This is a genomic window from Corynebacterium sp. ACRPH (assembly GCF_022347285.1).
Lineage (GTDB): Bacteria > Actinomycetota > Actinomycetes > Mycobacteriales > Mycobacteriaceae > Corynebacterium.
Map to the genome: position 1 here is coordinate 18441 of NZ_JAKRND010000002.1, position 16432 is coordinate 34872.

Genomic DNA, 16432 nt, shown 5'->3' on the forward strand with positions numbered 1-16432 from the left:
TCAGTGCGCAGGGTCGGCATGCGGTGGGGCGGCATGCGCAGGGTCGATGCCTGTAGCCTCGGGTGCTGGCCGGTCAGCCGAACTCTTGTTCAGCAGCCGCGGTGCCCATTGCTGGAAAACGTTCTTCCAGCCATCGGCTTTCACCAGCTGCGCGTGCGTAAGTTCAAGCTCGCTCACCCGCACCGGATACGCCCCCGGACGGCGCCTCCACGCAGCAGCCGGATCCCACTGCCCGTGTGCCACATCACTGTTGTTTTGCGTTGCCACCACTAGCTCGACCCGGCCTTCGTAGCTGGTGGGTGCTGCTGTGTGCAGCATCTGCATGCAGAAACGGATGTTGCTTTCTATATCGACGCCCACAGTGCCCAATTCGTGTGACATCCCATCGGCACGCGCAATTGCCCGAACGTCGTAGTCACCAAAGGCTGTCCTGCCATCGGGCGTGCCCGGCGGCCAGGAATGCGTACCGGAGCTGGGGCTGCTGCCGCTGGGGTAGGCGTCAAGAATTCCTAAGAACCGCACCTCATAGCCCCGGCGCTGCAACGCGGCAGCGATGTTTTCAGCCACCACGCCACCGAAGGAGTAGCCCACCAACGTGAAGGGTCCTTCTTGTTGCTCGGCCAGGATCTGTTCGGTGTAGAGCTCCGCTAGCTCGGCCAGTGTTTCCACCTGGGGTAGCGGGGACGGTAGTTCGATCAGGCGGGTGTCGAACTCAGTGTCCGCCAGAAGGCTGGCCAGCGGGGCGAAGGCCAAGCCATGTCCGCCGATCGGATGGAGGCACCACACCGGGCGGCGTTGCGAATGCTCGGCAGTCTGTAAGCGCTGGGATTGCTGCGGCTTCGGCGGCTGCTTAGCCTTCATAGCTCCACCAGTGCCCTGCCCCAGCCGTTCCGCGATGGCTGCCGGAGTACCAGCATCCACAATGTCCTGGATCTTCAACTGCATGCCCTGCTTGCGCAGCACACCCATCAAACGCATGGCCAGCAGGGAGTCACCACCGGAGGTGAAGAAGTTCTCTTCGGGGCCGATCGGGTTGCCTAGCAAGCTCTCCATGGCGGCCTGCACCTGGGCGCATACGGGGTTGTCCTCAGAAAGCTCCCGGTTACCGGTATTGCACGTATCCGCTTCCTCTACTTCGCTGTGCCCATCTACTTCTATTTGCCCGTCCGCTGGCTCCTCAAACTCGCCGCGCTCCGGAAGCAACTCCACCAACCGGAGATCCCTACCGGTGGCGGCGTCGCACAGTGCATTGAGGAATGTGCCGAACCACCTCGCGGCGGCGTCAGGAAGAATGCGTTCCACCACATCCGGACGGTGCACCAGCGTAATTTCCAAAACGTCCCCGGGCGGGCACACGACAGTCAGCGGGTAATGCGTGCGACCACTGGTGCGCAGCCCCTGGATGCGCAGGCACGACTCGGAGGTCCCCACTGTGTGTGGACCGCTCGGTGCACCGAAGTGTGCGTGATGGTCGTACACCACCGCGGTGTCGAACAACGGTGCACTTCCCACCAGGGTCTCGATCTCCTGTAGCGGCGTGGTCTGGTTCTCGCTGATCAGCGCCATGGTATCTGCCACCTGTCGCACGGTATGGCGCAGCGTGTGCCCCGGTTCGAGTTGTACGTGCAACGGGAGTGTGGTGATGAACATGCCCACCGCACTAGCCATTCGCGGCTGCTCCGCGGACCGGCCGGAAAGAGTCACCCCCGTAGTCACTCGGCGCCCACCATGCAGCGCAGCCAGCGTGAGCAACCATGCGGTTTGTACCAGCACACTGGGTGTGGTTCCTAGGCTCGCCGCGGCGGTTGCCACCCGCCCATCTGTGTCGCGGTGCAGTACGTGCGGCACCTCTGGGGCTTCTGTTGTGCTCTTTTTACTTGACGCCACCGGCCGCAAGCCCGCAATCACACCTCCGTGCTCGCCTGTGCGGCTGGCCTCATGGGGCTGATCGGTGCCGGTGAAAATCTGTTGCCAGGCGCGGTGTTCCCGCTCCAGTTGTTCGACGCTGCGTTGGCACAGGCTTCGAGCAAATTCCGCGAAGGAGGGCGCGGGGTCCAGATCCTCGCCGCTTAGCAGTCGCTGCAAATCCTGCAGCATCACGGCGGTGGACCAGCCATCGGTGAGGATGTGATGGCTGCCCAGCACAAGTGTGGCAGGGCGGTTGGTTTCTAGTCGGTTACTCTCTGGCAACAGCACCAGGTCTGCGGTGACTAGCGGGCCGGATTCCAGGTCCACGGCGCGGTGGCCGCGCAACTCCCGCAGCTGTTCCACGAACGCATGCGCTGCAGCCGGTGAGAAGTCTCTGCAGTCGTGGATTGTCCAGGGCAGATCGAGCCGCTCCGGAATCAGCATCAGCGGGAGGTCGCTGCAATCGAACACGGCGCGCAGTGCTGCGTGGCGGCGCAGAATTGCCCGCATCGACTGGTGGATAAGCTCTGGGGAGGCCACACCAGTAAGGTCCACGGCGGCGGCAATGACGTAGCGGTCGGTTCCGGCCAATCCGTGGAACAGCAGCCCCTGCTGGGAGGCAGTAGCCGGGACAATGTCTTCCAGGGGACCGTGGGCGGCTTCCAGGGAGCGCAGATGAGCAACGCTGAGGGTCGGTGTGGGCTGGTTGGTTGAGCTGTGGCCTAGCCGAGGGTTCGTCGGCTGTGTATCGAATGCCCGGTAGTCGCTAGGCAGTGCTTGGCGCAGTACCAACCGATCCGCGACCAGCAGGTCCCGCGCCGCACGCTGTAGCTGTTCGTGCAGTTTCTCCAGCACGGTCGGGGATGCATCCCTGAGTGCTGCCAGGTCCGCCACGTATTCCACGTCTGCGCCGTCCGAGGTGAGGAAGACATTTATCGTCAGAGCCTCCGTCATCCGCCGGTCGTCGGATTCCAACACGCCGAAGCTCTCCTCCGGCTGTGCATCCAGAACATTAATCACCACACGACGGTTTGGAGGGCACGAAGCTGGATCCCACGGCTGAGCCTGCGACTCGGCCTCGCGCCCAGCGCGAACCCACGCTGCCATAAACCTCGGAGAATTGGCGGATGAATGAACGGAGGCACCGTCAGCCCTCGCAGAGAAAGCCCAACGCTCCTCCGTAGTGAACCAACCGATCAGCTCCATGCAATCCACCGCGCTACCGGTGCTGCCATAGTCACCAGAACGAGTGGCACCGGTGCCGCCATCGCGGCCGTGCCCTTCCACCACCAGCTGAAGCTCGGTCAAACCTACGGCCTGTAGCGCTTGCGCTAACAATGACACCACCACGACCTGTCGGTCTGTTCGAAAACGCTGCGCCAGCTCGGAACTCATCGCCGCAGCGTCCGGCATCGCAATATTTCGCCACATCATCGTGGCCTGCCCCCGTGGGCATAGCAGTTTCTCCGGCAACTCCGGCAAGACCGACAGCTCCGCCGATCCCGGTGGCACGTTCTGCACGGCCTGGTGCTCCACGGCACGCTGCATCCCGTGGGCGCGCAGGAGGCCGGTGAGCGCGGGAAGCTTCACGTTGGCGTCAATTAATACAGCATTCCACTCGCGCTGCAGGTTCGGCCAGGACAGCGCATCGATCGCCAGGTGGTGCACCATCACCAGCGCGCCTTCCCTGCACAGTCCGACCTGCCACATCACTCCACCATCGGGGGCTATGCCGGCGGCCAGCTGCTCCACCGGATCTGGGCCGTCCGGCGCAAGCTCCACCACAATCTCCTCGGCGTTAGCCAGTGGCACACGCGGGATCAGCTGCACTACGTTGTCCCAGTCCAGCAACATCCGCAGGCTCGCATGCCGGCGCTGAAGCACCTCCACCGCGCGTAGCACATCGGCTTGGCCGCACCCGGGTGGCATATCTAGCCACCGGTACATCACGTGGCGACGCATCGCATGCACGGTGGGCGCAGCTGCAATCTGCGTGCGTGCCACCGGACTCCACGGCAATACACCCCAATCCAGCCATTGATTGTCCCCATTATTGGACCTCGAATTACCCCCCTTGCCCAGGTCTTCACCAGAACTAAGGAAGGTCGGGCGCGCAGCCTGCGAAACCTGGGGAGCCTGCGGATTCTGCGGAGGACGGAAGTCTAATGGGATCTGCGCTAACGCAATGCCGCCCATTAGGTCCTTCGGCTGCAACAGCAGCCCCTGCTGACGTGCGCGAGAGGCCACATGAAGAGCAGCAATACTCTCCCCTCCCAAACTGATGAAGTCCTGATCAGGATCAGTCTGCTGCGGCGGTAGATGGAGAACATCACACACCGTGCGATGCAGCAGGAGGTGGGCAGGGTCGAGCGGCGCAAGCGGGTCGTTTTTACCGCTTGTAGTTGCGTTACCTGCGCTAGAGACCTCCACGGGTTCGGTCGCCTCGGGAGCTGCGGTATCCTCCTTCGCACCAGCGGTCGGCGGCTGCAGTCCGTATCCGGCGATGGCCTCCCGGTCGATCTTGCCGGAGGTGGTGGTGGGCAGCGCTCGCACTGGATGGATGCGCCGGGGGATCGCCGCGGCGGGTAAAGCAGCTTGCAACTGGTGCCGGATAGCGGTCAGACCTGAAGCGTCCATGGGCCAATCCCCTACCACCGCAGCAACCAACACAGTGGCCTGCCCACTGCGATTCAGTGGTGCCACGGCGCAGTGCCGCACGCCGTTCACGCTGGCTAGTACAGCTTCCACTTCGGCCAGCTCCACGCGCTGCCCATTGATCTCGACTTGCTCATCGGCACGCCCCAGAAACTGGTAGCCCCGCCCAGGAATCCATCGTGCCCGATCCCCGGTGCGGTAAATGCGCTCCGGAGCCCGACGCGGGTCGATGCGAACGTCCTCCTTGAACGCCGCATCGGTGGCCTCCGGAAGGCCACGGTAGCCGAGTGCCAACTGTGGACCGGCTAGAACCAGTTCGCCTACTTCTTGGTCTCCTACCAGCTGCAGGGCGTTATCCACCAGGTAGGCACGCATACCGGCAACGGGCCGCCCCAGGTGTGCCACGCCCGGCTCCACTCGGGCCAAAAGGGCATCTACAGTGCTTTCGGTGGGGCCATAGGCATTGACGACCTCCAGGCCGGTGGTCGCCAGGTGATCCCACAGCTCAGCGGGCAGCTCTTCGCCACCCAAAACCACTAACTGCAGGCTCGGTACTTTCTCCAATAACTGCGCGGCCAACAACGCCTTCATCATGGAGGGAGTCGTATCCACCACATTGATCTGCTGTGTAGCGAAGTGTTCCACCAGCTTGTCTGCATCCCCAGTGGCCTGTTCTGGGTAGAGGTGCACGTCGTGGCCCGCCAGCAGCCACAGCAACTGGTCGAATGCTGCATCGAAACTGAAAGACGCCGTATGCGCCACCACCGCGTGCGGCCTGTCGTACAATCCGCTGCGGTGTTGGGCAAACAGAGAGCTAATGGCACGGCGGGGAACCTCCACGCCCTTGGGCTTGCCGGTGGATCCAGAAGTATAGATCAGGTAGGCCAATTGCTCCGGGTCTGGACAGGCTGCCGATTCCGCGGACCGTTCTACGACGTTCTCCTCCGAGGTGGTACTCCCCAAGGCTAGGGCGTAGCGGATGGCCGCCGCATCCACACTAGCTACCGGTTCAGCGTTCGCATGGATTTGCTCACGGCGCTGGGCAGGACTGGTGGGATCGATATAGACGAAGGGCACACCCGCGGCGAAAGCGGCTAGCACAGCAAGGGCCAATTCGCGCCCCCGCTCCATCTCGAGAGCGAGCACTGGTCGCGCCCTATCTTGCTCGGTGACTTGTTCCGCCTGGCGCCACCTGTCGCTTCCCAGAACCTCACGGCGAAAGTAACTAGCCAGGCGATGTACTGCAGCGTGGAGATCCTTGCTGTTCAGCACTGCAGCGCCCAGTATCTCGCGATCCAACATCTCAGTTCCGGGCTCGGTATCCCAGCCATCGGCAGTGTGAACCACCAGATGTGCCTGTGTGTGGTTTCGCAGCGTGGACAAAGCGGTGCTCAGAGCGTCCTGCGATCGGCTATTTTCGGCCACTTCGACACCTTGGGCGCGCCGCTGCTCTAACATTTCCACGCGCCGTCTCTGGCTATGCAGTGGCAGCTCCCCGATCTTTCGGGATGTGTCTTCAAGCGCCTGACACGTGAACTCCCGCAGTGCCTCCAACCGAGCCCGCGCATGCTCGGCACTCACGCGGGCCGGATCCGTCTCAAAAGCCATGTCCAGTCCGCCATCCTCGGCCGGGGTGAGCACCAATCCCAAATCCTCCGGCGGCCCACCCGCCACATTGCGCAACCGCCCCGGAACCCCCGCGAAATCCGCCCGGGTGGTGAAGGCCTTAGCATTCACTCCCACTCCGTGTAGCACGTCAGCCACCCGGGAGTCCCCCGTGATCTGCGGTAGGCTCTCTCCACGCAGTCGCTGGTGGGCCAGTAGACCATGCAGCGACTCCACCGCATGGTGTAGATACTCCTGCACCGTTTGTTGATTGTCGACGTTGACTCGCAGTGGCAGCACATTGACGGCCATTGCAGGCGTGCGGAGCTCTCGCGTATGCGAGCGTGCCATCACGGGCACAGCCAGGAATTGTTCGCTGGTCGAGCGTGGAGCCAACAGACGGTGAACAAACGCCCCGTACAGTGCGATCATGAGCTCTACCCACGTAATCTGCTCATCAGTAGCGGCTTTCGTGGCCTTCTCCATGATCTCCGGCCCCAGGCGCATGGTGGTGGTGATTGTGGTTTGCCCTGTGCCTTCTGCCTTTGTGGCCGTATTCATCGTGGCGCGCTCAGCAACTTCCGGAAGCTGTGCGAGTACGGACGTCCAATACTGTTTATCCCGGGTATGCTCCGCGGATTCGCGGTACTCCTGATCCAGCGCCACCAGTTCGGACAGCGAAGCTGCCCGGAATGGACGAGCCTGCTTTCCTGCCACGCGAGCGGTATAAATCTGACTAAGGCGACGCGTGAGCAGGGAAGCCGAGAAGCCATCGACAATAAGGTGATGATAAAGCTGGACAACCCAGGTCTCGGTGACGTCGAGAAGAATAATGACATAACGACACAACGGTTGATCCACCATGGTGCGCATCGTCTCGGCACATTCGGCGCGTAGCGCATCTACCCAGGCTTCCGCGCTGCGCTGGGGATCCGCGGCGTGCCGCACGTCGATCACGCGGTCGACCCCGGGGCCTTCCTGTACCACGGATTGTTGCGGGGTAAGGCCATCCGTCGTGACGCGCACGCGCAATGTCTCAGCTTCCTGTTGCAGCTGTGCGATGGAGTGCTGCAGAGTTTCCAGCTCGATGTGCCCTGGCCCCAGGTGCAGTACCTCACCAACCACGTAGTAGGGCGATTCGGGGTTGAGTTTTTGGGCGTTCCAGACACCGTATTGAGCGCTCGTTAACGGCAGCGTAGAAGACAAGTCAAGTTCCTTGTGAGTCGGCGGGCGGCAGCGGGGAGGCGAGTGAGAGAACAAGAAAGGGCATAAGAAAACACCCCACGCTGCCACACCGGGCGACACATTCGCGAGGGGTGCTGGAGAAAAAGAGACTAAGAGATCTCTTTCAAGGTAGGCTTGACCTGCTCCAATACCCATGCACGGGACAGGGCGGTCGGCGTGTTCAGGCCAGCAACCACAGCCTCGTTACCCGCCAGGGTGGCGCCGGACTTGACCTGCGGCAGGTCTGAGTAGCCCGGGATCTTCTCCACCTCCGCGATGTCACCGGTGCGGTTATAGATCACCATGAAGTCCGCAGCCAGGGCGGAGACGTTTTCTGGCGACAGAGTCACGCGCCCCTGCTGTACCTCGATTGAGCCGTCGGTCAGAGATTCCGGGAACTTCATACCCAGGTCGTAGATAAAGGAGGCTCCTGGATCCTTCGGGTCGGCCACAGCTCCAAAGGATCCCTGAGCGAACTGGGAGACCACACCGGTCTTACCCTCGATATTCGGCAGCTCGGACTTCGCATCGGAGAAGACTTTCTCATCCTGGTCGATGACTTCTTGAGCTTTATCTTCCTTGTTGAAGATCTTGCCGAGCTCCTTCAACTGCGACTTCCAGCTGATCCCCTCACCCTCGGTGCCAATACCACCCAGAGTGGGCGCGATCTCGGAGAGCTGTGTGTAGTTATCCTCGGAGATCGTCCAGTAGTCCCCGACGATGAAATCCGGAGCAGCGGCGGCGATCTCTTCCTTCGGCAGAGTCTTGAAATCGGTCTGCTTGATAATCTCCACGCCATCCAACTTGCCGTCGCGCCACGGGGCATTCATGTCCTTAGCAGACACCACCACGGCGGAGGGCTTGATGCCCATAGCCAGCAGGTTGTCGATGGCTGGACCAATGGCAACGACGCGCTCGGGGTTTACGGGGTATGTGTCTTCCCCCCAGGCGTGCTTGATGTTGACTTCGGAGGCATTATCGCCGGAATTCGCTGCGGAGTTTGCGCCTGAGGAAGTATTTTCCGCCTTGTCATCTGCATCGGAGCTGCAGGCTCCCAACACCAGGGTAGTGGAGAGCACGGCGATGCTGAGCGCACGGACAACGTTTGAGTTCTTCATTCTGAATGGGTTTCCATTTCACTAAACAAACAAGATTAGGTAAGGCTACCATCACCAAGGGTAGGCTAACAAGGGCAATCTGAGACTTTTTAACTTAATTTGGATCGGGGAGGGCACGACGATCCAGCTTCCCATTACTGCTCAGCGGCAATGCCTGCAGAGCCACTACACGGCTGGGAACCATGTACTCCGGTACTGATTCGCGCAGCACAGCAGCCACCTCCGTAGGCGGTAGTACCACTGCTTCCTGATCCCACACCACATAGCCCACCAGCACTGGTGAATCCTCGCCAACGACACGACTGGCCGCCTGCCGCACACCAGGAACCCGTCGCAGCGCCGCATCTACCTCTCCCAACTCCACTCGGTTGCCCCGGATCTTCACCTGGTCACCCACCCGACCTACGAATTCCAGCAACCCCACCTGGTTCCATCGTGCTAGATCTCCGGTGCAGTACATTCGGCCGCCATCAACCTGTGGGTACCAACTGGGCACAAAAGATTGTGCCGTTAGCTCCGGGCGGCGCCAATAGCCAGTAGCCACCTGCACCCCGGCAATGCAGAGCTCACCCACCTGGCCAGGATCGGTAACCTCTTTCCCATCCTCAGCGCGCAGATAACAGCTCACATTGTCTTGAGGCAGACCCAACAGCGACGGTTGCCGACCATCCCCCGCGCTGGATCCCGCCAGCTCAGCCAGCAATTCCTCGGTATATTCAACCCACAGCACATCCATCGCGGCCTCCGTGGGCCCATAAAGTCCATGCACCCGGCAACCGATCTGTCGCAGGCACCGTTCTGCCAGCGCACTGGGCACAGCCTCGCCACCTAGCAGCAGATGCTTGAGCCCAGCCAACCTTTCCAGAGGCTCACCCATGTCGTCCATGACATCCAACAGCGTGCCGAGCATACTCGGCACCATCGACAGCACACTGACCTGGTAATCCACCAGCAAATCCAAAAAGCCATCGATATCCCCCATCCACCACTGTGAATCGGGCATCACCACCGTTCCACCATTAGCCAGGGGGTTCAGGATCTCCGCGATACCCACATCAAACACCGCCGGCGCCTTCTGCAGCACACGAAGTTCCTCGCCAGGCCCCACGATCCGGGCGCTCCATTCCAAATGGCAGGCTACGCCACGGTGAGTATTCACCACCGCCTTCGGCCGCCCGGTCGAACCTGAGGTGAACGTGATGTAACAGGGATCCTCCGGGCAAATGTCCGTGTTCACCTCCAACAGCGCACCACTCACCTGCAGCGAGCCACCCGATCCATCTATATTTTCGCGGTCACACTCTGCGCCACCAATCCACACTTCAGCGGCGCAAGCTTCGGCGACGACTCGGCGCAGCTCCTGTTCCGCAGACTGCTCCACACCGAGCAACATCACCAGCTCCGGCTGAAGATCTTCCAGCTGCCAACGCAAACGCTCTGTTGGAGAATCCACCTCCAATGGACAATAGACTGCGCCCGAGTGAAGAATCCCTGCCACCATTACCGGTAGCCGAGTATCCCGGCGCGCCAGTACCGCGATCCGGTCCCCTCTACCCAGCCCACGGCTGCTAATACTGCCGGCCACTCGCCTGGCACCTCTAGCCAGTTCTGGCCAAGTAATGGCCCCAGCAGGCCCCGTAACCGCTAGCCGTGGGCTATCTACCCCATACTCCTGGACTGCCGCACAAATCATCGCATCCACCGTGGCATAGCGCTGCTTCACTCGGCGGCCATGAGGCCGCGGTGCTGGAAATGCACTCATGAACGCACCTCCGCCCGAACCCCAGCCTGCACCCCAGCCCGCATGCCAGCCTGCACATCGGCGGCATTATCGCCCAGGCCGTCCCCTACACCGAGCCCAGCTACTACCCGATCGGAAAGCTCGCCCAGGCAGCTCAGGTTCGCAAACCCCGGCCCCTGGCGCATACCTGCCAGTGCCGGAACAAACAGGTGCGGAACCAATCCCTCCACTGCCAGATCTGCCCCAATACTGGCCTCCCAGGCCGGAACGGAGCTCAGCGCTGCATCGGACTGGTTGCCTAGTGCGCGCTCCAGGAGGAGGCGCACCTGTGGCGTCATCACATCACAGAACCACAAGGGCCTACCACCGCGAGCGTCAATGACGAGATCGCACAGCTCGGTGTAGGAGCCACACACTTCATCATCAATATGCACCCGCAGTCGAAAATCAGCGTCCGGCGAGCTCGCCAGCTCCACACGGCGGACAACGCCACGGCGATGTGCCACGCGATCATCGGAATCTAACACCTGCTGCACCCGCACAGAAAGCACCCCACGGTCGGTTCTGCGGATGAAGTCTCTACGCGCTGCTTCGCTGAGTGTCACCCATTTGCGCGGATCTGTATACAACTCGTTTTCGAATTGACTCTCCCCACGACTGAACATCGTGGCCAGGGGCGATACGGCCAGAGCTTCCTCAATATTGAGGTGAATTAGCTGGTCCAACACGGAAGCTGCAGATTCCCCAGTACCGATCACCACAACACGAGGGACCTCGGGGAGGCTTCCACGCGCCTTGAGATCCCAAAATTCTGCCACAGAGAGCACACCCGGAACATCCGAAATTTTGCCGTCGCTACGGCCAGGGCCGGTAACGAGCACACTATCGGCCTCCAGAGTGAACTCGGCGCCACGTGTGTCCTCGGCAGTGAGGCGCCACCGGCAGGGCTGGGAGGCAGTGCCGGTGGCCGTGCCCGTAGGGCTAGTGGCACTACTTTCAGTGGTCACGTCGAGTAGCCGCACCGTTGCTGGAACCACCCGCATTCCCATCTTTTGCGCCGCCCACTCCAGGTAGCTAGCCCACAGGTAGTGCGGTGGGTTGGGGTGGCCACGGTCGATCCAAGAGGCATAACGATCCGACTCCGTAAGGAAGCGCACCCAGCTAAGCCCCAGCATGCTCCGGTCCACGGCCTCGTTGAGCTCGCCCGCGATGCGCGTGCGGTAGGGAAATCCCAGATCTTTATCGGGCGAGGTTCCCAGCAACTGCCGCCCGTCCGTCCACCCACCGCAAGGCTTCCAATTACCGCCAATGCCGTGCGGATCCAGCACGGTTACTTCCGGGGTTGCAACGCCCAGGCTGCGCAGAGCGTGGAGTTTCGCCTGAACGGCTAGCGCTTTTGGCCCCGCTCCGATGATCGCCAATGATTTCAACTTACCATTCCCTTACCAAGTGAAGGCTTACCTTACACATAGACGGTAGTATGCTTACCCATGATTGACAATGACCCCCAGCAACAGCCTGAGTCACTGCTCACAGGAAGCCCCCAACCCCGCCCGGAGGAAATACTGGCCCGGTTGCGCCACGACATCCCGACAGCGGATTTCCTCCCTTCCCCGCCACCGTTACCGCAGATGAACCCTCCCTTTTCCCTACGCCCTGCGGACCCAGATCCCGAATCTTCCGATGCCGATCTGGTGGCCGAGTGGATGTCCCGCCCTCACTTGCGCGAGACGTGGGAACAACCCTGGCCAGCCGAACGCTGGCGCCAGGACTGGGTCGCAAAAACTCACACCACCTACGCTCGCGCCGCAATACTGTCCTATTCGATACCCCGCTCCCCCCACATCCGGGCTGCAAAGGAAGCCACGAGGGGCGATGCCTCCGCAGCTCCTACACCGTCTGACGAGAATGACGCCACAACCCCGGTGGGGTACGTGGAAATCTATCGCCCGCACCGGGACGAGATTGGCAGCAGCTATCTCTCTCAACCCCACGACCTGGGAGCCCATATCGCAATCGGCAAGCCAGAACTGACTGGCCATGGGATCTTCTCTTCTTTTCTGAGCAAGCTGGCCGCAGCACTGCTAGAGCAAGACCCGCAGTGCCAGCTGGTGCTTGGCGAGCCGGACTATCGCAACACCCGCACGCACCGGGCGCTGGCCAAGGCCAGTTTCCAAGATTTCGGCGAGCGACAGCAGCGGGCAGACCGGCGCGTACGGTTGTTCGGCTTAACACGGCCTAGCGCAGGGCGTGAGCCGCAACAGCGATTGGAGGCCACGCCATGAGTGTGCGCACCAGCCGCCTACTGGGTCTGGGGGTACTACTCCTACTGGTCGTCAGTGGCACGATCTGCAGTTTCCTGTACGGCGCCCGTTCCATCCCCGCAGAGGACGTGTGGGCTGCACTTCGGGATCTCCCGGCTACCAGTAGCTCCCCGGAGGAGGTTCCAGTCAACCAACGCGTGGTCGCCGAGCTGCGCCTGCCACGCACCATATTGGCCATTATCGTGGGCGCGGCACTAGGCGTAGCCGGCGCCCTAATCCAGGGACATACCCGCAATCCCCTGGCGGATCCGGGGATACTGGGAATCAGTTCCGGCGCGGCACTGAGCGTGGTGGCCAGCTACGCCCTGTTGGGCATCAGCGCGCCTTGGGCGACTGCGGTGGTTGCCTTCCTTGGTGCAATCGCAGCGACGGCGCTGGTCTTCGGCCTAGCTTCCGCGGGCAGAGCCACGGTAAATCCCCTGACCCTCGTGCTGGGCGGAGCCGCGCTGTCGGCAGTGCTAAGTGCCATCACGAGCGCCTTCGTTCTCACAAGTGAAAACAACCTGGATAGGATGCGCTTCTGGACCGTCGGTTCCCTAGCGGGCCGGGATATGAACATCGCGCTCAGCGTCTTGCCGTTTGTGGTTCTGGGGTTGATCCTGGCCTTTGCCACGGGCCCGCAGCTGAACATCCTAAATCTGGGCGACGACGTGGCTGCTGGCTTAGGTATCAACACTGCGGCCGCGCGACTAGGTGGCATGGGCATCATCGCACTGCTGGCAGGTGCAGCCACTGCCGCTGCAGGACCGCTGGGCTTCATCGGCCTGGTGGTACCCCATATCGTCCGAGCCCTCACCGGCCCGGATTACAAGTGGATTCTGCCGTACTCCGCACTAGCCGGTGCAGCACTACTTCTTTACGCGGACGTGGTGGGGCGCCTCATCGCCCGGCCCGGCGAGCTCCAGGTGGGCATTGTGCTGGCGTTCGTGGGTGCACCGTTCTTCATCGTCTTGATTTACCGAAAGAAGGTGGCGACGCTCTGATGGGGCTCAACAAGACTTCGCGCAATAGGCTCACCGCTACCGAGCGGGTTCCAGGCCGTCCGGCATTCAGGATCGGACCAATCTCCTTCGTTTGGCGCCCACGAGTGCTGCTTGTATGCCTCATTGCCGCGGCCCTTATCGTTTTCTTGGGAGCATTTTCCATTGGACTAGGTGATTTCCCCATCTCCGTTTCCCGAGTGCTGGAGGTTGTCTTCCGCGGGGATGGAAACCGCGTGGAAAGGCTAGTGGTCCTGGACTGGCGCATGCCCCGTGTGGCAACCGCCATCGCGGTCGGCAGTGCTTTGGGGCTTTCTGGCGCGCTAACTCAGACAGTCACCCGCAACGCACTGGCCAGCCCGGATATCCTTGGTATCACCACGGGCGCCTCAGCCATGGCCGTGACGGTCATCGTCCTCGGCGGTGGCAGCGGATTTCTCAGCTGGCTGTCCGGAATCGGAATCCCTCTGGCCGCACTACTAGGGGCGATACTCAGCGCTACAGCGATCTGGGCACTGGCGTGGCGGCGCCAGGCGGATTCCTACCGACTAGTGCTCTTTGGCATCATCATCACCGCGCTGCTCAGTTCCTACATCAATTTCCTTATGATCCGCTCGGAGCTACGGAATGCTACCCAAGCGCAGTTCTGGCTCACAGGCTCCTTGGCCACAGCGGGCTGGAATACCACCATCCCGATGGTGATTCTGGTGATCGCGTGCTGTCCCCTACTGGCCTGGATCGGCTACCAGGCGCTGGCCACCACTTTGGGACCCGATCTGGCTCGGGCACTCGGCCAGCGGGTCAACGGTGTACAGGTCGCGATGCTGGCGCTGGCCGTGGCCCTAGCTGCGGTAGCAGTCTCCGCCGCCGGCCCCATCGGCTTCGTCGCCTTCGTAGCACCCCAGGTGGCCCTTCGAATGTGCGGCGTACCCACCCCACCGCTTGCGGCTTCGGCGCTCACCGGTGCAGTACTGCTGCTGGGGGCGGACATCGTCACCCAAGCGATTCTGCCGGTGGAACTTCCGGTGGGCATTGTGACCTCCGCCCTAGGTGGCATCTTCCTCATCTATCTGCTCGTTCAACGCACTAGGAGCACAGACGCATGACCTCTTCCACACCCCAGCCAAATACAGCACAGCACAACACGGCACTACCAAATACAGCACAGCCAAGCGACACCAGCGGCGTAGTTGCGTCCTCGATCACGGTGGGCTACGGCGAGCGCACCATCATCCGCGACCTTAGCTCCACGTTCCCGGCGGGCAAGATTACTACCATCGTGGGGCCCAACGGCTGCGGTAAGTCCACATTGCTGCGTGCCATGTCCGGCCTACTTGACCTCAATACGGGAACCGTTCGTGTGAATAACCAGGACATCACGGCCATGAAACGCAAGGAGGTCGCCCGACTATTGGGCGTACTTCCCCAATCGCCCGTGGCCCCAGAGGGCCTGCTGGTCTCCGATCTGGTGGCTCGCGGGCGGCACCCACACCAGGCGTGGTTCCGGCAATGGTCTTCCACGGACGAAGGGGCGGTACTCGAGGCCCTGGAGCAAACAGATTCCAAGGATCTTGCTAACCGCACGCTGGATGAACTCTCTGGCGGCCAGCGCCAGCGCGTGTGGATTTCCATGGTGTTGACGCAGAACACCGACATCCTTTTCCTCGACGAGCCGACCACCTACTTAGACCTGGCGACTTCCGTGGACATCTTGGAACTGGTTGAGGACCTGTGCCAACGGCTTGGCCGCACCGTGGTTATGGTGCTGCACGATCTAAATCTTGCGGTGCGTTATTCCGATTATCTAGTGGTCATGAATGAAGGCCAGGTGATGGCCTCCGGTTCGCCTTCGGAGATCATTACTGCAGAGCTACTGCAGCGGGCTTTCGACCTGCGAGCACGGGTGATCGAAGATCCGGAGACTGGCGGCCCGCTCATCATCCCTCTCAAGAAATCCAAAAATAACACCCTTGATTAGCCTAACCTAAGTCGATTACAGTGTCCGCTATGGATTTCAACATTCCTCCGCACCTAGCCACACGGCAGCCAACCGAGTCGCCGCCGGAGCAAGCGCAACTACAACAAACGGTGATCGTGACAGGTGCTGCTGGAGGCATCGGCCGCGAGTGTGTGCGCCTGCTACGACAGAACGATCACACCGTGATCGGCTGGGATCTACCGGAAGTAGACATCACCTCTTCAAACCCGACTGACCCACGCAGCGTGGAAAGCCACCTGTCGAAAGCACTGGCAGCTCACGGGCACATTGATGCACTCATCCACTGCGCGGGAACCTTAATCCCAGATAGCGCACTGACGGGCCCCACGGCAGTTGACACAGTTGACACAGTCTCGGGTATCGGTACGGACCCCGACGAGACCGGAGCCTGGGAAAACAACTTCGCTGTCAACGTCACCGGCTTAGCCCGCACATGCTCCGCAATCGCCCAGCACATGGTGGATCGCGGCACTGGAGCAATTGTGGCAGTGACTTCCAATGCAGCAGCACAGCCCCGGGCACGCATGGCCTCCTATGGAGCTTCCAAAGCGGCAGCGACTGCCTGGTTGAAAACTCTGGCGCTAGAGTGCGCCCCACACGGGGTGCGCTGCAACAGCGTATCCCCTGGTTCCACAGACACCGCGATGCTACGCACCAGCTGGCACGGCGAGGATCGAGCCGCGCAGACCCTTGCCGGTGTACCGGAGGACTACCGGTTAGGCATCCCCTTACAACGCATCGCGCAGCCAGAAGATATCGCGGCAGCATGCCTCTTTCTTATCTCCCCTGCAGCCTGCCACATCACCATGCACGACCTCCGTGTTGATGGTGGCGCCACCCTAGATGCCTAGCCTCTGTACCCCCACCAGCCCAACGAA

The 16432-nt window shown here is 61.5% G+C and carries 9 protein-coding genes; 5 read left to right on the top strand and 4 right to left on the bottom strand.

Annotation, left to right across the window (positions count from 1 at the left end; all coding sequences use genetic code 11):
- The 4 genes from MHX66_RS01120 to MHX66_RS01135 form a co-directional block, all read right to left on the bottom strand.
- Entirely contained in the window at positions 1-7374 is a 7374-nt protein-coding gene (locus MHX66_RS01120) for a condensation domain-containing protein (RefSeq protein ID WP_239198703.1), read from the bottom strand.
- A gap of 128 nt (positions 7375-7502) precedes the next feature.
- The gene (locus MHX66_RS01125; protein WP_034984980.1) at positions 7503-8510 is read right to left on the bottom strand and encodes an ABC transporter substrate-binding protein; all 1008 of its coding nucleotides are present in this window, start codon (positions 8508-8510) and stop codon (positions 7503-7505) included.
- A 94-nt stretch (positions 8511-8604) separates the two neighbouring features.
- The gene (locus MHX66_RS01130; RefSeq protein WP_239198706.1) at positions 8605-10272 is read right to left on the bottom strand and encodes an amino acid adenylation domain-containing protein; all 1668 of its coding nucleotides are present in this window, start codon (positions 10270-10272) and stop codon (positions 8605-8607) included.
- Positions 10269-11672: a SidA/IucD/PvdA family monooxygenase gene (locus tag MHX66_RS01135; protein ID WP_239198709.1), complete on the bottom strand. Its 1404-nt coding sequence runs from the start codon at positions 11670-11672 to the stop codon at positions 10269-10271. Before MHX66_RS01135 ends, MHX66_RS01130 begins: the two co-directional genes overlap by 4 nt.
- Before the next feature lie 210 nt (positions 11673-11882).
- Between MHX66_RS01135 and MHX66_RS01140 the strand changes: the two genes are divergently transcribed.
- The 5 genes from MHX66_RS01140 to MHX66_RS01160 are packed head-to-tail and all read left to right on the top strand — an operon-like array spanning position 11883 to position 16405.
- The gene (locus tag MHX66_RS01140; protein ID WP_230580592.1) at positions 11883-12536 is read left to right on the top strand and encodes a GNAT family N-acetyltransferase; all 654 of its coding nucleotides are present in this window, start codon (positions 11883-11885) and stop codon (positions 12534-12536) included.
- Positions 12533-13558: an iron ABC transporter permease gene (locus MHX66_RS01145; RefSeq protein WP_011274154.1), complete on the top strand. Its 1026-nt coding sequence runs from the start codon at positions 12533-12535 to the stop codon at positions 13556-13558. The genes MHX66_RS01140 and MHX66_RS01145 overlap by 4 nt, the downstream gene beginning before the upstream one ends.
- The gene (locus MHX66_RS01150; protein ID WP_239198712.1) at positions 13558-14661 is read left to right on the top strand and encodes an iron chelate uptake ABC transporter family permease subunit; all 1104 of its coding nucleotides are present in this window, start codon (positions 13558-13560) and stop codon (positions 14659-14661) included. Before MHX66_RS01145 ends, MHX66_RS01150 begins: the two co-directional genes overlap by 1 nt.
- The gene (locus tag MHX66_RS01155; RefSeq protein WP_239198715.1) at positions 14658-15533 is read left to right on the top strand and encodes an ABC transporter ATP-binding protein; all 876 of its coding nucleotides are present in this window, start codon (positions 14658-14660) and stop codon (positions 15531-15533) included. The genes MHX66_RS01150 and MHX66_RS01155 overlap by 4 nt, the downstream gene beginning before the upstream one ends.
- A 29-nt stretch (positions 15534-15562) precedes the next feature.
- Positions 15563-16405 carry a 2,3-dihydro-2,3-dihydroxybenzoate dehydrogenase gene (locus tag MHX66_RS01160; protein WP_049780521.1) on the top strand — a complete coding sequence of 281 codons (843 nt, stop codon included), beginning with the start codon at positions 15563-15565 and terminating at the stop codon, positions 16403-16405.
- Positions 16406-16432 lie beyond the last annotated feature (27 nt).